The 18,206-nt window shown below is 68.6% G+C and carries 16 protein-coding genes; 3 read left to right on the top strand and 13 right to left on the bottom strand.

The window, feature by feature from the left end; all coding sequences use genetic code 11:
* Positions 1 to 4: 4 nt before the first annotated feature.
* The 12 genes from VLK61_RS30400 to VLK61_RS30455 all read right to left on the bottom strand — a co-directional run bounded on the left by VLK61_RS30400 (position 5) and on the right by VLK61_RS30455 (position 15,694).
* On the bottom strand, positions 5 to 556 hold the full coding sequence (locus VLK61_RS30400; RefSeq protein WP_325427167.1) for a chemotaxis protein CheW: 552 nt from the start codon (positions 554 to 556) through the stop codon (positions 5 to 7).
* 215 nt (positions 557 to 771) lie between these two features.
* Positions 772 to 2,277, bottom strand: coding sequence for a GGDEF domain-containing protein (locus VLK61_RS30405; protein ID WP_325427169.1), 1,506 nt, complete (start codon positions 2,275 to 2,277; stop codon positions 772 to 774).
* 63 nt (positions 2,278 to 2,340) lie between these two features.
* Positions 2,341 to 2,583, bottom strand: a complete 243-nt coding sequence (locus VLK61_RS30410; RefSeq protein WP_325427171.1) for a DUF1653 domain-containing protein — start codon at positions 2,581 to 2,583, stop codon at positions 2,341 to 2,343.
* Entirely contained in the window at positions 2,576 to 2,965 is a 390-nt protein-coding gene (locus VLK61_RS30415) for a nuclear transport factor 2 family protein (protein WP_325427173.1), read from the bottom strand. The genes VLK61_RS30410 and VLK61_RS30415 overlap by 8 nt, the downstream gene beginning before the upstream one ends.
* An 80-nt stretch (positions 2,966 to 3,045) precedes the next feature.
* Positions 3,046 to 5,637, bottom strand: a complete 2,592-nt coding sequence (locus tag VLK61_RS30420) for a DEAD/DEAH box helicase (RefSeq protein WP_325427175.1) — start codon at positions 5,635 to 5,637, stop codon at positions 3,046 to 3,048.
* A gap of 53 nt (positions 5,638 to 5,690) precedes the next feature.
* On the bottom strand, positions 5,691 to 6,272 hold the full coding sequence (locus VLK61_RS30425; RefSeq protein ID WP_325427177.1) for a PEP-CTERM sorting domain-containing protein: 582 nt from the start codon (positions 6,270 to 6,272) through the stop codon (positions 5,691 to 5,693).
* A 26-nt stretch (positions 6,273 to 6,298) separates the two neighbouring features.
* Positions 6,299 to 7,153 (bottom strand): intradiol ring-cleavage dioxygenase, encoded by an 855-nt coding sequence (locus VLK61_RS30430; protein WP_325427179.1) that lies wholly within the window; start codon positions 7,151 to 7,153, stop codon positions 6,299 to 6,301.
* Positions 7,154 to 7,397: 244 nt separating this feature from the next.
* Positions 7,398 to 7,598 carry a hypothetical protein gene (locus VLK61_RS30435; RefSeq protein ID WP_325427181.1) on the bottom strand — a complete coding sequence of 67 codons (201 nt, stop codon included), beginning with the start codon at positions 7,596 to 7,598 and terminating at the stop codon, positions 7,398 to 7,400.
* Complete coding sequence (locus tag VLK61_RS30440; RefSeq protein ID WP_325427183.1) at positions 7,582 to 8,235, bottom strand: transcriptional regulator; 654 nt, start codon at positions 8,233 to 8,235, stop codon at positions 7,582 to 7,584. The genes VLK61_RS30435 and VLK61_RS30440 overlap by 17 nt, the downstream gene beginning before the upstream one ends.
* A 64-nt stretch (positions 8,236 to 8,299) precedes the next feature.
* Complete coding sequence (speB, locus tag VLK61_RS30445; protein WP_325427185.1) at positions 8,300 to 9,286, bottom strand: agmatinase; 987 nt, start codon at positions 9,284 to 9,286, stop codon at positions 8,300 to 8,302.
* A 68-nt stretch (positions 9,287 to 9,354) separates the two neighbouring features.
* The gene (locus tag VLK61_RS30450; protein ID WP_325427187.1) at positions 9,355 to 13,077 is read right to left on the bottom strand and encodes a hypothetical protein; all 3,723 of its coding nucleotides are present in this window, start codon (positions 13,075 to 13,077) and stop codon (positions 9,355 to 9,357) included.
* A 316-nt stretch (positions 13,078 to 13,393) separates the two neighbouring features.
* Positions 13,394 to 15,694: a TonB-dependent receptor gene (locus tag VLK61_RS30455; protein WP_325427189.1), complete on the bottom strand. Its 2,301-nt coding sequence runs from the start codon at positions 15,692 to 15,694 to the stop codon at positions 13,394 to 13,396.
* Between the two features lie 332 nt (positions 15,695 to 16,026).
* Here VLK61_RS30455 and VLK61_RS30460 point away from each other — a divergent pair, with 332 nt between their 5' ends.
* From VLK61_RS30460 to VLK61_RS30470, 3 genes are all read left to right on the top strand, one after another.
* Positions 16,027 to 16,182, top strand: a complete 156-nt coding sequence (locus VLK61_RS30460; RefSeq protein ID WP_325427191.1) for a hypothetical protein — start codon at positions 16,027 to 16,029, stop codon at positions 16,180 to 16,182.
* A gap of 107 nt (positions 16,183 to 16,289) precedes the next feature.
* Positions 16,290 to 17,192: a hypothetical protein gene (locus VLK61_RS30465; RefSeq protein ID WP_325427193.1), complete on the top strand. Its 903-nt coding sequence runs from the start codon at positions 16,290 to 16,292 to the stop codon at positions 17,190 to 17,192.
* 4 nt (positions 17,193 to 17,196) lie between these two features.
* A complete protein-coding gene (locus VLK61_RS30470) occupies positions 17,197 to 18,009 on the top strand; it encodes a peptidoglycan recognition protein family protein (protein WP_325427195.1) in 813 nt (270 codons plus the stop codon).
* 40 nt (positions 18,010 to 18,049) lie between these two features.
* Here the strand turns inward: VLK61_RS30470 and VLK61_RS30475 are convergent, their stop codons facing one another.
* Positions 18,050 to 18,196 carry a hypothetical protein gene (locus VLK61_RS30475; RefSeq protein ID WP_325427197.1) on the bottom strand — a complete coding sequence of 49 codons (147 nt, stop codon included), beginning with the start codon at positions 18,194 to 18,196 and terminating at the stop codon, positions 18,050 to 18,052.
* Positions 18,197 to 18,206 lie beyond the last annotated feature (10 nt).

Genomic DNA, 18,206 nt, shown 5'->3' on the forward strand with positions numbered 1-18,206 from the left:
GGCGTTACTGCAGGGTTTGTTCAATCAGCCCCACGTCGGCGCTGCTGATCAGTCTTTCGATGTCGATGAGGATCAGCATGCGTTTTCGCTCACCCTGGTCGATCGTGCCGATGCCGTTGATGTAGCGCGCGTCCACGGCGCCGTTGAACTCCGGGGCCGGATGGATCTGGCCGGGCGCGAGGTCGATCACATCGCTGACGGAGTCGACCACGGCACCGACCACACGGCCGGCGACGTTGAGGATGACGGTCACCGTGAAGGCGTCGTAGGCGGCCAGTTCAAGACGGAGATTCAATCGCAGGTCGATGATCGGCACGATCACGCCGCGCAGGTTCAGCACGCCCTTGAAGAAGGCCGGCGCATTGGCGATGCGGGTCGGACTCTCGTAGCCGCGTATCTCCTGGACTTTCAGGATGTCGATGCCGTATTCCTCGTCGCCGAGGCGAAAGGTCAGACATTCGCGAGCCTGTTCGCGGGCGCTCGGGGTGCGCGACACCACGGACGGTGGGTGCGTCGCGGCTGGCAGTACGGGGGCGGCGGTTTCAACGGCATTCATGGGGTCTCCAAGCGGTGGGAACGGACGACGCCTGGGTGCCGCGGAATGCGTCCAGCGATGCGGCGTCTGACGGGTCATCGGCTCATCTTCTGAGCTTGTTAATCATTTCTGATTTAGAAAGTGACGAACTGATCGAAAGAGCATGAATAGCGCCCCAGTTGCAGCGTTCCGCTCGCGTGCGGCCGGCCTTCGCCCGGCGGGCCAGCCCTGTCCGACTAGCTGCAGACGCGGTTGCGCCCGAGGCGCTTGGCCTCGTACAGCGCGGCATCGGCGCGGCGCATCAGTTCGGCGGCGTCATAGGGTGCGGCACCGGCCAGGCCGATGCTCAGCGTCACCGCCTGGCCTTCCGGCAGGCCCGGCCAGCGCTGGCCGGCCAGGCGTTCGCGCAGGCGCTCGCAGACCTCGGCGGCGCGTTCGATCGGCGTGTCGGCGAACACCACCACGAACTCCTCGCCGCCCACGCGCGCCAGCGCATCGCCGGCGCGCATGTTCTCGCGCAGCAGCGGCGCCAGCGCCACCAGCACGCAGTCGCCGGCGGCATGGCCGTGCGTGTCGTTGATCTGCTTGAAGTGGTCGATGTCCATCACCGCCACGGCCAGTGGCCGGGCATGGCGCTCGGCCTCGGACAGCAACTCGGCGAAGCGGCGGTCCAGGTGGCGGCGGTTGCCCAGGCCGGTGAGCGGGTCGCGCTCGGCGCGCTCGGCCAGCTCGGTGGCCAGCGCGCGCTGGCGCTGCGCGTCGATCAACGCGTGTTCGGCTTCGCTGCGCGTGACGAAAAGTTGGGATTGCGCGCGCAACTGGCGCGTGACGCGCCGGCGTTCCAGGTGTTCGGCGGCTTCGAAGTGCTGCAGTGCTTCTTCGAACAGGCCCAGCGCGCGGCCGGCGCGGTAGGCCGCCTGGTGGGCGCGGATCTGCGTTTGCGGCGGTGCATCGGGGCCCAGTTCGGCCAGCAGGGCCTGCATCGCCTGGCGCGCGCCGGCGGCGTCGCCGCTGGCCAGCGCCCATTCGCCCAGCGAGCAGGCAATGCGCCAGACATGGGCTTGGTAGCCGCGTTCGCGCGCCAGGGCCTGCGCCTGCAGCAGCAGGGGCTGCGCGGCATCGAGCTCGCCCAGATGCAGCAGCACCTCGCCCAGGTTGCCGGCGATGGCGACTTCGTAGCGTGCATCAGGGGCTTGCGGCAGCAGCTCACGCGCCAGCAGCACGAAGCCGCGCGCCCGCGCCAGCACGGCGCGACCCTGCGCGGGTTCTTCCACGTCACGCAGGCGGTGGAACACGCCGATGGTGATGGCGCACAAGCCGTTCAGCGCCACCATGCGCTCGCGCGCGGGCGCCGGCGCGCCGGGGGCGGTCAGCGCTTCGGCCAGCACCCGCTCGGCCTGCCAGGCATCGCCCAGGCGCTCCAGCGCGGCACCGAGCGCAAACGCGGCCTGCAGCAGCGGGCCGGCGCTGCCTTCACGCGCGGCGGCAATGCCCAGGGCCTGCGCGGATTCGATGGCGATGTCGAAACGCGCCGCTTCGCAGGCACACATCGCCAGCGCATAGAGCAGGTCGCGCCGTTCGGCTTCCAGCCCGGCAGCGGCCAGCCGCGGCAGCAGTGCCGGCGCGTCGTCGACCACCGTGCCGTACAGCCCGCGATGAAAGCACGCCAGGCAGTCGGCGTGGGCGGTGAGCAGCGCGTCGCGATCACTCGCGCCGGCCTCGGCGGGCGGCACGGCATTCATCGATCGACGGCGAAGCCCTTCACGGCGGCATTCTCGATCACCGCGCCCGACACTGCAGCAGACTCAGGGCGGGGCCGACGCGATGAAGCGGAACCTGGGCTGCAGGCCGCCGTCGATGTCGACCTGCTCGAAGAACATGGCATGCGGGCGCAGCCACCAGCCGCTGTCGTTGTAGAGCGGGCGGTAGACCACCAGCGGTTCCCCCGTTTCGCTGTGGCGCGCGACGCCGATGACTTCGTACTCGCCGCCTTTGTAGTGGCGGTAGCGGCCGAGCGGCGTGTCGGGCAGCGGCGGCAGATCACTCATGGTGCGAGGCGCCCGCTTGTGCGTGCATGCGCTTTTCGCCCAGGGCGAACGAGGCCTTGTGGATGCGCTGGTCCCGGACTTCGTAGACGCACAGCATCTCGACCGTGCCCAGGCCTTCGGGGAAGTTGCGCGTGATCAGTTCGTAATCCACCACGACGCTGCCCATCACCGTGCGCGACAGCAGCCGTGCGTGCAGGTCGGGCTCGGCAAAGCGCTGCTGGAAGCGGGCCCGCATCTCGTCGTGGCCGCGGGCCAGCCGCTCGCCATGCAGCGTGTACTGCTCGGCATCGGGCGCGTAGGTGGCGAGCAGGGCCTCCAGGTCCTTGGCGTTGTAGGCGTCGAGCTGGGCCTGGACGACGGCCAGGGGGGTGCTCAGGGTCATGGTGTTGAGGGCGTGCGCTGGTGCCGCTGCGTTCCGGGGGGTCGAGTATCAGACAGTTCGTTGCCGCGCGTGGCGATCGTTCAGCGCCGCAATTGAGCGAGCAAGCCGGCCAGACCTTCGGCCAGGCGCTGCACGGTGGCGGGGTCGGGCAAGGGCAGCGTGAGGCTGCGCTGGCCCGTGCGCGGATCGGTGCTGATGCGCGGGCCGGCAGGTGAGCGGCCTGGGTCCGTGCCGGGCTGCGCGAGTGACTCGACCCAGCGCAAACCCGCTTCCAGCAAGGGCGCCCAGGGGTCGGCCGGCGGCGTGGCCGATGCCGCCCCCGGCGCGTCGGCCGAGGTCTCGATCGGTGGGGCCATGGGTTCGCCGGCCTCGGCGTCCCACGCGGCAAGGTCCGGGACCACGCCCGGGGCCCTGTCCGGGACTGTCGGCTGGGCTGGTGCCGGCTCGCCGATCACCCTCTCATCCATCACCGACTGCGGCAGCCGCGGCGCGGAGCTCGGGGTGGCCAGCGCTTCTTCGGCACGGCCCATCGCGCCCGTCACTTCGTCCACGCTCTCCATGAACTTGGCCAGCCGCGTGCCGTTCATGAACACCGCGCTGTCACCGCCGTCCAGCACGCCGGCAAACAGCGACTTCTTGAACGCCAGCACACCCAGCATGCCTTCCTCGATGCTGCCCTGCGCGACGAAGTTGATCACCTGCACGCCGCGTTGCTGGCCCATGCGGTGCACGCGGCCGATGCGCTGTTCAAGCACGGCCGGGTTCCACGGCAGGTCCATGTTGACCACGATGGCCGCGGCATGCTGCAGGTTGAGGCCCACGCCGCCGGCGTCGGTCGACAGGAACAGCCGGCACGCCGGCTCCTGCACGAAGCGGTCGACCAGTGCGCCGCGCTTGTCGCCGGGCACGCTGCCGTGGAACAGCACATGATCCCAGCCGCGCTCGCGCAGGCGGCGCGCCAGGATCTCGTGGGTGCCCAGCCACTGGCTGAAGACCACCGCCTTGGCGTCGGGCTGCTCGAACAGCTCTTCCAGCAGCGTCACCAGCTCGTCGGCCTTGTGGCCGAAGTCGGTCTCGTGGTCGAGCAGGAAGGTGCTGTTGCAGGACATGCGCATGTTCTGCAGCGCGCACTGCAGCCGGCGCTGGTCGGCGTCCGACAGGTAGCCGGTCTTGCGCCAGCGCGAGACGATGCGCATCACGATCTGCCCGTTCTCATCGTGATGGACGCGCTGTTCGCGCGTCATCGGCACGAACAGCGTCTTGTCCATGCGTTCGGGCAGCTGCGCCAGCACCTCGGCCTTGCGCCGGCGCAGCAGGATGGGTGCCAGCGTGCTGCCGATGCGGTTGAGGTCGCGGTAGCCGACCACCCGCCCGGCCTCGTCGACCTGCTGGTGCTCGTGCAGCAGCCGCCAGGTGGGGCCCAGCCGGTGCTGGTCGACCAGCTGCACGATGGCGATGAGTTCCTGCAGCCGGTTCTCCAGCGGCGTGCCGGTCAGCACGATGGCATAGGGGCAGGCTTCCGGGCCGGCGATGCGCCGGAGTGCACGCGCGGCCAGCGTGTTCCAGTTCTTGACGCGCTGCGCCTCGTCGACGATCAGCAGCTCGGGCGCCCAGGCGGTGATCAGGTCGGCATCACGCACCAGCGCTTCATAGTTGGTGATGCGGCAGAAGGCGTCTTCCCGGTACTGCTGCTCGCGCGCCGCACGCAGGCCTTGCAGCACCTGCGCCGGGCGGCCGGCGAAGCGGGCGATCTCGCGCTGCCACTGGTGCTTGAGCGACGTGGGGCAGACCACCAGCACGCGCTGCACGCCGAAGTGACGCGCCATCAGCTCGGCGGCGGCGATGGCCTGCACGGTCTTGCCCAGGCCCATCTCGTCGCCCAGCAGCACACGGCCGTTGCGCGCCGCGAACAGCGCGCCTTCGGCCTGGTAGGGGTACAGCCGGGCCTTGATCAGCTTGTTGAGCCCCTTGTCGGCGGCGCCGCGTGGGTAGGCCTCGGCCAGCACCTGCCGGCGATGATCGGCATCGCGCAGCTGCGCAGCGAAGGTCAGCGCGCGATCGTCGATGCGCAGTTCGTGGCTGCTCTTGCGGGCCGCGGTGATGAAGCCGTCCAGCTCGGCCATGCGTTCCGGTGGCAGCACGCCATCGGCGGCGGTGCCGAAGAGCTTGCCGGCGCGTGCGCGCAGCGCGGGTGGGCAGTCGGCGCCGGGCCGGAAGCGCACCGTGCGCTGGCCGGCGTGGTGCAGGAAGACCTCGCTGTACGGCGGCGAAAAGCCACGCGCCAGCGCGGCCTTGCCGCCGCGGCGTGCGCTCAGGCGCGCCAGCGTGAATTCGATGTGCTTGCAGGTGCCCAGGTCATTGGTCGCGAAGTCCAGGCAGGTGCACAGGTTGTCGCCGGGCTGGCTGCCGCGGATCGTGACACGGTAGTGTCCGCCGCTATCCCGGTTGGACACACGGAACTCGGAGAACACCGGCGACAGCGCCGCATCGCCCAGGTTGCGCAGCTCGAAGCCTTGCTCGCGGCCGAACTGGCGCCGCAGCGTGCGCTGCCAGTCATCGGCGCTCAGGTGTTCGGGCTTGCGCTGGCGTGACAGCCGGGGCTCGGCGGCCGGCTTCGCCTTGCGGCGGCTGGCGGTCTTGGGCTTGATGAAGTCGCTGAAGGGCGGTTTCACCGTGGGATCCTCCGGGCGCTCGAGGTGAGCGAGGCCCGGAGGATCGCATGTTCTCAGGCCTGCATGCGCCGCCGGATCAAGCTCGCCACGCCGATGAGGCCGGCGGCGAACAGCGCGGCGCTGTGCGGCTCGGGCACGGCGCTGCTGATGCGGGTCAGCAGCACATCGTCGACGTAGCTGGCGCTGCCGGTGCCGCCGTAGACCGTCAGGCTGACCAGCGACTGGCTGCTGTCCAGCGAGGACAGCAGCGAGAACTGGGTCCAGTCCGGGTTGCCGAAGTCTTCCAGCACGGTGCTGCCGGTGCTGCCGCTGCTGTAGCCGAAGACGACCAGGCTCAGCGGGCCGAGGTCGGCATTGCGCAGCCAGAGCGACAGCTCGGCGATCTCGCTGACCGCGATGGCGCTGAAGCTGGTGGTGACGGCGGCGCCGCTGCCGCTCACATCCTGCAATAGGGACGAGACCGTGCCGTCATAGGCGTCGCTGCTGCTGAGCGTGGCGTCGCCGATCAGGGTCCAGCCGGTGCTGCCGCTTTCGAAGCTACCGTTGCTGATGAGGTTGTCGGCGGCCTGGGCGGCCGGCAGCGCGGCAGCGAACAGCACTGCTGCGAGCAGGCGGGAAGGGAGGGCGGACATCATGGTGGGCTGTGTTCTCATGGCGGATCTCAGGTGCGGGGGCCGGTGGGCGGGGTCGGCGGCGTGCCGCCGCCGGAGCCGCCGCCGCTGCTGGTGGCCGTCTGGTCGATGCCCAGCACCAGGCCGCCGGCGTAGCCCGCGCTGGCGCTGCCGGACAGGGTCAACAGCTCCGTGCCGGTGCCGTCGCTGAAGATGTTGTCGGCGCTGAAGCTGGTGACCGAGGTGTTCTGCCCCTTGGTGTAGAGCGCGCTGTTGTAGACCGCGGTGGTCACGGCCGGCGGGAAGGCGAACTGCGTGGTGGCCATCGCGGTGCTGCTGCTGCCCAGGCTGGAGCCGGCCAGGAACACCATGGCATGGATGTGCGTGATGCGTCCGGCATACCAGCCCGGGAAGATCGTCGTGAAGGTCACGCGGCCGGTGCTGTCGCTGACCTGCACGCCGCGCAGGTAGGTCAGGCCGGCCTGGCCGGCGTTGTTGCTCGCGTCATAGCCCGAGTAAAGGCCGTCCTTGTCGCAGTGCCAGATGTAGACCGAGGCACCGCTGATCGGCGCGCAGGCATTGTTCACGTCGACCAGCTTCAGGCGCAGCGTCAGCGCGACACCGGTCTTGCCTTCGGTGATGTTGCTGCGGACCATCGCGGTGTTCGAGAGGATCGCGCGCAGCGGGTACGGCCCTTCGACTTCCTCGGCCACCAGCGTGCAGGTGGTGGTGGACGCGGCGAGGATGCGTTCGAGCTTGCCGTCGGTGGCGGCGTCCAGCGGCGTGGCCGTGGTGGCGGAACTGCTGTCTTCGGCGCCGCCGCAGCCGATCAGGCCGATCGCGCTCAGGCCGCTGAGGGCACCGAGTGCGCCGCGCCGGCGCAGGAGGAGGGGGTTGGGGGTCATGGGTCGTCCTGGAAGCTCGTGAGAAGGGGGCACGCCGAAGACGTGTCGCTTCGGTCGCCGGTGCGCGTGCAGGCTCTGCCGGCGCCGTGGCTTGATCCTCGTCAATGAGCTTCACCGGAACTTGGTCAGTGTGTGTCGGTGCCGACATGGTCGTTACCGCACGCGCGACCCTCGTGGCCGCAGTTCTCACCGCTTCGGCATCACCGCCTCCGCCCGCGGGCTGCCCGCGGTCGCTTGCTCAGCGTCATGCGCCCGCAGCAAAGCTCAGTGCGTGCGCGGCGTTGTAGCCCAGGTCGAAGCGGCTTTCGAGTGACAGCGTGGTGTTGTCTGCATCAGTCAAGCGTGCGATGCCCGAGCGCAGCAGGCCGGCGAACTCGGACGCGTCGGGAGGTTCGGCGCGCAGCGGCTTGCCAGGGCCGCACAGGTTCTCAAAGGCCGAGGGCATGGTCGTCTCCGATGATCCAGATCATCGCTTGCTGCAGTACACGCGTGACGAACGCGTCGCCGCGCTTGATGCGTTGTGCGAGTTCATCAGGCGCATAGATCGTCGGGTTCACCGTGCGGCCCAGTCGCTGGCTCAATGCTTCCAAGCTGGCATAGAGTTCGCCGTAGTTCACGTCATCGCTGATCACCATCAGATCCACATCGCTGCTGGCCGTGTCTTGCTTCTTGGCCACCGAGCCGTAGACAAAGGCGGCGCGAATGTGATCAGCCAGCGGCGCAATGGCCACGCGCAGCGGCTCCGCGAGGCCAATCGTCTTCTGCGCGATGCCGCACAACTCGGCGTAGATCGGTGACTGCGGATTGGCCTGGTAGTGCTTCTGATTCCCCGACGGTCGCACGGTCACCAGTTCGCTTTGCGCAAGGCGTGCCAGTTCGCGCTGTACGGCGCCGGAGCCACTGTTGACGAGCGCGATGAGTTCGTTGGCGTAAAAGCTGCGCTCAGGCTGCCCGAAAAGCAGACCCAGCACGCGCTGCTGCGTGCCGCTGAACAGAGCGTCCGCCAAGCTGACGCGAAGCGCCGGAGTCCTTGCACTGGCGGCTGAGGTGGCTTGTTTTGTACCCATTTCGGGTTTGATCATACCCAATTTGGGGTGAATCAAGCCCGCAATGGGTTCTGATTTGCTCGGACCTCAGGTGCGGCGCTCAGACCCGGTACACCACGCCGGGCAGCACGCACAACATCTCGAACGCCAGGTTGGCGCCAACCAGTGCGGTCGTGCCGTGCGGGTCGTAGGGCGGCGAGATCTCCACCAGGTCGGCGCCGACGATGTTCAGCCCGCGCAGGCCGCGGATGATCTCCAGGCCCTGCTGCACGCTCAGGCCGCCGATCTCGGGCGTGCCGGTGCCGGGCGCAAAGGCCGGGTCCAGCCCGTCGATGTCGAAGCTGAGGTAGACGGGACCATCGCCGGCCGCGCCGGCAACACGTTCGGCCACTTCCTTCATCAGCGGCACCAGGCTGCGGTGCCAGCACTCTTCGGCCTGCACGACACGGAAACCCTGGGCCCGGCACCAGTCGAAGTCATCGGCGTGGTAGCCGGTGCCGCGCAGGCCGATCTGCACCACGCGCTGGCAATCGAGCAGGCCTTCTTCCACTGCGCGGCGGAACGGCGTGCCGTGTGCGATCTTCTCGCCGCCCATCGTGTCGTTGACATCGGCATGGGCATCGACGTGCACCACGCCGATCGGCCCGTAGCGCTTGTGCATCGCCCGCAGGATCGGCCAGGCGATGGTGTGGTCGCCGCCGATCGTGATCGGCCGGCAGCCGGTGGCGATGATGCGGTCGTAGGCCGTTTCGATGCGGCTGATCGAATCGACGATGTTGTAGGCGTTGGTCGCGACATCGCCAATGTCGGCGACCTGCAGCGAATCGAAGGGCGCGGCGCGGGTGGCCATGTTGTAGGGCCGCAGCAGCACCGATTCGCTGCGCACCTGGCGCGGGCCGAAACGTGCACCGGATCGGTTCGAGGTGCCCAGGTCGAAGGGCACGCCGACGAAGCAGGCATCCAGACCTTCGCTGCTGGCCTGGTGCGGCAGCCGCATCATCGTCGCGATGCCGGCGAAGCGCGGCACTTCGTCACCGCCCAGCGGCTGGTTGAATCGCGGAGCGGCGGGGGAGTCCGAAGGGTTCATGAGGAAGGGGCCGGCAGCAGGGGGTGAAGCCATGATAGGAGCCGGTGCGCGTGGCCGCGCACCGTCCATCAGCGGGCGGCTTGCGGCGGCGGTGCCAGCCACAACTCCACCACACCCGGCGTGGCTTTCAGGCGTGCGGCCAAGGGCTCGGCGTGCCGCGCGCCGGCGGGGCTCAGGTTCGCTGGCGGCGACCGCTCATCGAGCCAGTCCACCAGCGCGGTGGCGCAGGCTTGGTCGTCCGGCGTGTGCCAGCGCAGCACGTCGGCACGCACCGGCGTCGGCGGCACGCGCTTGTTCATCTGCGCGCGGGCCAGCATGTCTTCGCTCACCGGCACCTTGGCGCCGGCGTCCTGCAGCGCCTGCCGCACCGCCAGGTCGTCGGCTTCGCGCGTGCGGCCGTAGGCCTGCACGTAGATCCGCTTGTCGCGGCAGCTCGCCAGCAAGGGTGCGTGCGACGGTTGCGGCATGGCACGCGGGACACCGGGGCGTGACGCGCCGGTGTCCGGCAGGGGCGTGGGCCGCGCCATCGCCTGGGCGCGGGTGGGGGGGTCATAGGCCGCGGCGGCAGGGGCACCGGCGGCGGGGGCGCTGGCGGCAAGCCGGGCGTCCAGGCTGTCCAGACTGTCCGGCAGGCCGGCGGCGACCGCGCTGGCGCCGCTGACCACCGCCACCGGCACGCTGCTCTGCTCGCTGGCCTTGGCCACGCGCAGGCAGTTGCCGAGACGATTGGCCAGGCGGGGTCGATAGTCGCGCCCCCAATAGCGCGGCGGGCAGTGCGCGAATTGCGGATCCGCGTCGCGGCGGGCCACCGTGTCTTCGGCGTACAGGCAGTGGCCGGGGTCGTCCACCGCCAACAGCCGCGTGCAGGCGGAGGGCGGCGGCTCCGCCGCGCCCCTGGTGCTGTCCTGGCAGGCATAGCGGGCGTCGTTCAGCACGGCGTGTGCCGTGAAGAAGCGTTCGGTCTGCACCAACTCCCCGGCGTCGTTGCGCACCAGCACCTCATGCGGCGTGAACCAGCGAACAAAACCATTCGGGCACAGCGTGTCACCAATGCGCAGCAGCGAAGCGGCCAGGGCCTGCACCGCGCCATCGTCCGGCGCCGACGCGGCACCGGCCGGGCGCAGCTTGCCCCACAAGTCGGTCAGCTCTTTCAGGGCCTTGTCGTCGGCTTCGGTGGCCTTGGACGCCGCGCTGCGCCAGGCGTCGAGCGCCTGCCACACCGAGACGCCCAGCGTGGCCGCGGTGGTCAGCCCGATCGACGCGCCGACGGCGCCGCTGGTCAGCCGGGCGCGCAGGCTGGCGGCCGCGGCGCCGGCCGCTGCTGCAGCAGCCCCGAGCATGCGGCCGTCGTCGCGCTTGAAGAAGCCGACGGCACCGCCGTCGGCAATGCGCTGCAGCAAGGTCTTCGGCAGCCGGGCGCCAATCGAGCGGCCGAGCATGAAGTAGCTTTCCCACTGGGCCTCGTCGAAGGACTGGTCGGAGGTGCTTTGCTGCGGAAAGTCAGGGTGCTCGGCCTTGAAGTTGATCAGGTCCACCGGCAGGCCGGTGAACATGTTGGGCTTGACCAGCACCAGCCAGCCGCGGCTGCCGTCGCGGTAGTCCACTTCGGCCAGCGCCATGCAGGCGTCGCTGCTCGGCGAGGCCAGGTCGGCCACCGATCCGAAGGCCCGCCAGTCGGCATCGGCAAAGCTCGGGTCGGGCTTCATGAAGTGGATGGCCGCCCCGAGATCGACCCGGGCCTTGCGCACCAGGTTTTCCAGATCGGCGAAGCGGTACTCGGGATCGGCGCCGCAGTCGGCCAGCAGGATCAGCCGCGTGCGCTCGCGCAGCAGGGCATAGACGCCGGTGTTGTCGAAGTGGCCGCCATCGCTCAGGTACCAGAAGGCCGCGTCGTCGCCACGGAATCGGCCCACCAGCTCACGCAGCAGCAGGCGTGATTTGGCGAACCAGGCCAGCCGATCGCTGTCGCCGTGCAGCGCCCGCGCATCCCACCAGTGGCCCAGGCGCACGCCGGCAAACATGGCCAGCGCGGCGATGCCGCTGCGTGTCAACATGCCCAGGCCGGGCGCGAACGCGGCACCGGAGATCGCCGTCCAGCTGCCCAGTGTCAGCACCTGCGACGTCGGCATGGCCTGCCATGGCCGCTCGCCGATGCGCAGCCAGCCGCCGGCCATCACCGTCAGCGCCTGGCCCTTGCGGTCGCGGTTGAACGGGCCCTTGCCCCGCTGTGTCTGGTTCAGGCAGACGTTGATCAGGTGCAGCGGGCCGCCGCCGGCCTGCGGCGCATACAGGTCCAGCGGCTCGTCGTCGCGCGGGTGGACTTCATCGACCGTCTGTTCCAGTTCGTAGCCCTCCACCGGCTCGTCGCCGCGGCGCGACAGCATCGCGGTGCCCAGCGGAAAACGTTCCGAATTGGCGGCGCCAAGCCAGCCGCGCACCAGCCGGGCACGGAAGAAGCGGTGCAGCGAAGAGAGGTTGGCAAAACCGACGTTGTGCCCGCTGAACAGCAGATAGGCGCTGGCGCCGGCGGCGTAGAACAGCCAATGGCGGTGGCCCGCGGCAAACTGCATCTCGGTCCTGCCCGGCACGAAGACCAGACCGAACACCTGCCGGTACAACAAAGCCATCCACCACGCGGCGAGCACGGCGATCAGCACCAGCCCGCCGATGTGCGCCACCATGAGCAAACGCCGGGACAGCCACTGCGGGGCCGCGCCGCTGGAGCCGCCCAGCGCCGGCAGCACCAGCCGCAGCACGCCGGCCGCCGCCAGCAGGCCGGCACCCAGCCGGGCCGTGACCTCCGCCTCGAAGGCCATCAGCCAAGCCACGCGCTCCAGCAGACCGATGCCGGCCAGCGCCGCGCCGACGCGCAGCAAGGTGCCCAGCCAATGCGTCAGGCGCACCCGCACCCGGTCTTCATCGAATGCGCTGCGGCACAGCTCCAGCGCGGCCCAGGCCAAACCGGCGACCCACAGCAGCGTCAACACCAGTGCGCTCAGCCACACGTGGCGACCGAGGCCGATATGCTCGACAAAGAAGGGTCGTTCGAACCAGAGCCAGGCGGCAATCGCCAGCGCCGACAGTCCCGGCAGACCGAGTTGCGCCGCGCCGCCGGCGTTGCGCTGCCGCGGCAGAGCCCAGTAGGCGCAGACCAGCACGCCGCCCAGCGCCGCCAGCGGCGGCAGCGCCAGCGCCAGGGTGGGCAGCCACGGCGGCAGCAGGCGGATGGCGCGCTGCTGCGCATCGTCCGTGTCGGCAGCGGCCAGCGGGTTCCACAGCCGGTCGAGTGCCTGCCACACCAGCAGGTCGAGCCCGGCGAGCAGCGCGCCCAGCAGGATGGCCAGCAGCGCCAGTTCGATGTGCAGCGCAATCAGGTTGCGCAGCATCGTTGCCGCGGCGACGAACACATCGCGCGCCCCGCGTGCAAACAGGTAGTTGCTGTTGGCGCGCAGCCACCAGGTGAACCAGCGCTGGTCGGCGTCGGCCAGCGCGTCCTGCACACGTTGCGCGCCATTGCGCATCCTGGCTGCGCGGTGGAACAGCCGGCCGATCAGCGCACCGATGAAGCCACCGCCGGACACCGTGGACATCAGGTGGAAGTCCAGCAAGGCCCGGTGCCGTGCCAAAGCCACCAGCATGCCGAAGCAGAAGGTCGCGCTGCGGATGCCGCCACCGGACAGGGCCAGCCCCCACAGCGCCACCGCGGGTGCGCCATCTGCAGGGGTGTCCGGCGGCGCGCCGTTCAGCGCCGCTTCGCGCTGACCCAGCTGCTCGGCGATGGGATCGTTCATCAAGGCCCCCGGGACGCCCGCGTCCGCAGGGACACGCGACCACGCAGTGTCGCGCTGATGGGCGGCTGCGCTGCCAACGCAGCGCCGCCGTACTTCCGCAATCCTGATGAGTGACGGGCCGCTACCGGCCTTGTCGCGAGGGGGCCTTGTCGCTCAGGCCGCTCTCAAGCAAATGTGGCTCTGCCACTTTGCTTGACCCCCTCGGGGGGCCTGCCGCGAAGCGGCAGGTTTGGGGGTGCTCTCAAGCAAATGTGGCTCTGCCACTTTGCTTGACCCCCTCGGGGGGCCTGCCGCGAAGCGGCAGGTTTGGGGGTGCTCAGTAACTCGCCCTGAACTGCAGGCCCCAGCTGCGCGGCTCGTTCAGGATGCCGGTGAGGTTGTTGAAGTCGATGGCCGCGACGACCTGCTGGCGGTTGGTGATGTTGCGTGAATAGGCCGCTACTTCGTACTTGCCGTTGGCCCAGGCGTAGCCGATGCGCAGACCGCCTTCCAGCAGCGACTTGGCGGTGTACTCCTTGGCCTCGTACAGGAACATGTTGTACTTGTCCTTGTAGGCCCAGTCGGTCACCACATAGAGGTCGCCGTTGCCCAGCTCGACGCTGTACTTCAGCGTCCAGTTGACGATCCACTTCGGCGCGCGCGGCAGCGGGTTGCCACCGATCAACACCGTGCCGGCCACCGGTCCCGCGGGGTCGGTGACAGTGCAGCCGGTGTTGGGCCGCAGGAACTGGAAGTTCGCATTGCCGCACGGTGCCACGAACAGGTTCGGGTCCTTGATCTCGGTGTCGTTGAAGCTGATGCCGGCCGTGGTCTTCCAGTGGCGGTTGATGTTGGCCTGGAGGTCCAGCTCGAAACCCTGGCCCTGGGCCTTGTCTGCATTGACCAGGCGGTTCTGGTTGACGCTGCCGCTGCCGGCCGTCAACTGCAGGTCCTTGACCTGGTAGCGGAACACCGTGCCGCTGAGGCGCGTGGTGTTGTTGAACAGGTCGACCTTGAAGCCGGCCTCGAAGGACAACGCCTTCTCGGCATCGGCCACCGAGATGGTGTCACCGAACAGCACGCGGCCCTGGATGCTGGGCGCGCGGTAGCCCGTTGCCACACGGCCGAAAACCGTGGTTGACTTGTTGATGGCATAACTGGCGCCAAGGTCCCAGCTGGTGTTGTTCGAGCTGGGATTGGCCGTCAAGGGCCCGACATTGGCGCCACCGAACGGCGTCTGCGTGCGGGCGGCTTCGAACTCTTTCTTGTCGCTGGTGTAGCGGATGCCGCCGCGGATCTTCAGTGCATCCGAGATGGCGTAAGACAGCGAACCGAAGGCGGCATGGGAACTGGACCGCTGCTGTTGAACCGCATAACCGTTCTGCGGGTCGCCCACGGCAAAGGAGTCGAAGTTGAAGCTGTCGACCTGCAGTTTCTCGCGGAAGTAATACACCCCACCCAGCCATTGCAGCGGATCCTTGGTGTTGGACGCCGCACGGAACTCCTGCGTGAACTGCCGCAGCCAGGGCACACCATCCGCCGTCTGCGCGTCGAAGGGAATCAGGGCTGGTTGGCCCGGGTAGTCGGGGCCGTTCGGCACGCCGCCGAAGGTGCTGCCCAGGCCGCCATCGACGTCGCCCCGGCTGTAGTACCGGGCCCGGTCGAAGGCCGTGATGGAGTTCAGCGTGATGCCACCCAGGTCCCAGCGCAGGCGCGCGCTGGCGCCCAGCGAGTTCAGGGTCTGGCTGTTGAGGCCGTCCGATGGGTAGCTGCTGAAGTCGAAGCCGTCGACCAGCTCGTTCGTGCCGCGCTTGATGATGTTGGCGCGGAAGGTGGTGGCGTTGCCGACGAAGTCGCGGCCGTGCAGGTTGAACAAGGCGTTGAAGTTGCCGTTGGTGTAGGCCGCCTGCACGCGGGCCGCGCGGTCGGTGTAGCCCTCCAGGCTGGGTTCGCCGCCCGGGAAGCTGTTGTACACCCGGTCGTCCGCCGACTGCGAAATGGCGGAGGCGCGAATCGACCAGTCCGGGCCGAGCGGCAGGTTGACCGCGCCTTCGAGGTTGAGCGCGCCGTAGCGGCCGAAGCCGATCGTGAAGTAGCCCTCTTCGCGTTTGCCGGGCGCCACCGAATCGAACTTCAGCACGCCCGCCGGCGAATTGCGGCCGAACAGCGTGCCTTGCGGCCCGCGCAGCACTTCCACCTGGGCGACGTCGAACAGCGGGAAGCCCTTCAGGATCGGGTTCTCCTGGACCACGTCGTCCAGCACCAGGCCTACCGGCTGCGAAGCGTTCAGGTCGAAGTCGGTGTTGCCCTGGCCGCGGATGTAGAAGCGCGGAAAGGTGCGGCCGAAGTCCGACTCGATGTTCAGGCTGGGCACGCGCGCGGACAAGGCGCGGATGTCCAGGCCGCTGGCGTTGAGTGTTTCGAGCGCCTCGCTGTTGATCGTCGAGATCGACTGCGGCACGTCCTTGATGTTCTCGAGGCGGCGCGTGCCGGTGACGATGATTTCCTGGAGCTGCGTGTCGTCCTTCTTGGCCTTGTCGGTGGCGGCAGCGCTGGTCTGGGCCAGCGCGCCGTGCATCGGGTAGGCCGACAGCAACGCCAGCGCGAGCACGCGTCGATTGAAGCCTTGTACGTTCATCGAGAGTTTCCTTGAATCGAAGTGGCGTGCACGATGAAGCCGATCGTGCCGATCGGCCCCTGCGCCGGACTGACTCTGACTGGCGCACGGAGTCTGACCGTTTGGTCAGGAACGCGGGATCCTACGCAAGCCGCATGCCACGCGAAACGAGGGTCTTCCCGGCGCCCGGACGCCGCGGGCCGCACAAGCGCGGTGCGGAAGCGCGGCCCCGGCTGCACCAGCATCTGGCATGGCTCTGGCCGGCCGCCGGCTCGCACGAGTGCGGCCCAGCCGTGAACGCGTGCCGCGCTTCAGCCGGCTCCTCACGTGCGCAAACCTGATGCGCGGCGGCTATGGAACCTCAACGACATGTGCACGAAGGCTCCCATCGGGTCACTTTTCAGCCGCGTCGTTTGGGTGATATTCAGCAGGACATCGACGGCGAGCTGGTGCGCTTCTTCACCGGCTCAACCATTGCGGTGGACGGCGGGGTCTGCACGGCGTTGTGAGTGCCGCGCCCGGTTCGGCCCCTGTTCCGGCCGAGGCCATCATCAGCCGGAAGGATGCAAGTCCGACGGCGTGACGGCAGAGTGCGCGGCGCAGCGCCATGGGAGGCATGGCGGCGATGCAAGCCTCAAGGTCGCCGCCCCTGGCCCGCCGTGAATCACAACCCCACCAGAAAGGAAGCGCCATGAGAAGGTACCCGGCAGCACTCACCGTCATCGGCATCCTGCTGATCGGGCTGCCCTGGTTGCTGAGATCGAACCCGGTCGTCGCGTGGCTCGCGTCGTTCGGGCTGATGACGCTGTTCGTGCTGGTTGCCGGCCGGGCTGTCACTGGGCAATGGCTGGGGGCCTTGATCGACGAGCGGAACGTCGTCTCGCTGTCGCGGTTCCAGATGGCGCTGTGGACCGGCTTGCTGCTGTCGGCCTTCTTCTGTGCGGCCATGCTGAACCTGGCGCAGGGTGACAGCGAAGCGCTGAAGATTGCCGTTGCTCCCGAGCTGTGGGCGCTGATGGGCATCAGCGCGACCTCGCTGGTCGCCTCGCCGCTGATCCTGACGACCAAGGCCGAAAAACCGCCCAACGAAGCCGAAGCTCAGAACAGTCTCGTCCTGTTGGACCGCAAGGAAGAGACTCCCGGCAATGCCGACCATGTCGGGCAACTGGTGGTCAACCGGGACATCAAGAACGCACGATGGTCCGACCTCTTCACCGGCGAGGAAGTGGGCAATGCCACCCATCTGGACCTGACGCGCATTCAGATGTTCTTCTTCACCATCGTCACCGCGGTCACCTACGGCGGGCTGGTGGTGCAGAAGTTCTGGACGTTCGGCAGCGATGGCATCAATGAGTTGCCGAACCTGCACGCGAGCATGGTTGCCTTGCTGGGCATCAGCCACACCGGCTACTTGGCCGCCAAGGCGGTGCCGCACAGCCGCGACGCCAACGATCCGGCCTCCATGCGGCCGGCCGCACCGGCGCCGGACCTGCTGTCCGATCAACCACCGCTGGGGTAAGAGCATGCCGTTTCTGCAGCGATACACCATCACGCCGAGCTACCTGACGAAGCCGTCGAGGCGACGTTCAGGCCGGCTCATCATGCCGGACGTCAAGTTCATCGTGGCCCATGACACCGGGAATCCGGGGTCGACGGCGGCGGGCAATGTGCGCTACTACGAGCGTTCGCGCGACGAACTCAGCGCGTCTGCCCATCTCTTCGTCGACGACAAGCAGATCATCGAGTGCATTCCGGCGCTGACCGGTCCGCCCGAGAAGGCCTGGCACGTGCTCTACAACGTGGACTCGGACAATCGCCTGTACGGCCACGACGCGAACGACGCTGCCATTGGCGTCGAATACTGCTACGGCAGCGGCATCGATGCCGATCTGGCCTATCGCAAGTACGTCTGGACGATCGCCTTGCTGTGCCATGCCTTCAAGCTCGATCCCGCGCGGTCGGTGGTGGGCCACGCGTTTCTCGACCCCACGCGCAAGACCGATCCTGGCACGGGCCTCGGGCACAGTCGTCGCACCTACGACCAACTGCTGCGAGACATACCGCTGGAGTTTGCCGAATGCACCGGTGCCGGCATCGGTACTCCGGCAGCGCCTGCCTTCACCGCGCAGACCGGACAGGTGCGGTCGACAGCGCGAATGAATCTTCGCAAGGACCGCCCGTCACGCATGGCCGAGGTGGTCGAGGTGCTTGCTGCCGGTAGCACGCTGGCGTACGTCGGCTGGACCGACGAGGGCGAAGCGGTCAGCGGCAACACGAAGTGGTACCGCGACGCAAGAGGCTGCTACTTCTGGAGCGGTGCGGTGATGGCCGTGTAGGGGCGGCAACTGCCCGCGGGCACCGCGGTGCCCGATCCGATCAAGGCTTGTTCAGCCCGCCGAGAAAGATCTGGCACAGCACCTGCGCCATCTTCTCGGGCGGGTGATCGTCGGCCATGCGCGGGTACCACTTGTAGGCCCAGTTGCACATGCCCAGGAAGGCGAGGGTCGCCAGTTCGGAGTCGATGGCCTTGAAC

This window comes from Aquabacterium sp. (genome assembly GCF_035476535.1).
Lineage (GTDB): Bacteria > Pseudomonadota > Gammaproteobacteria > Burkholderiales > Burkholderiaceae_C > Pseudaquabacterium.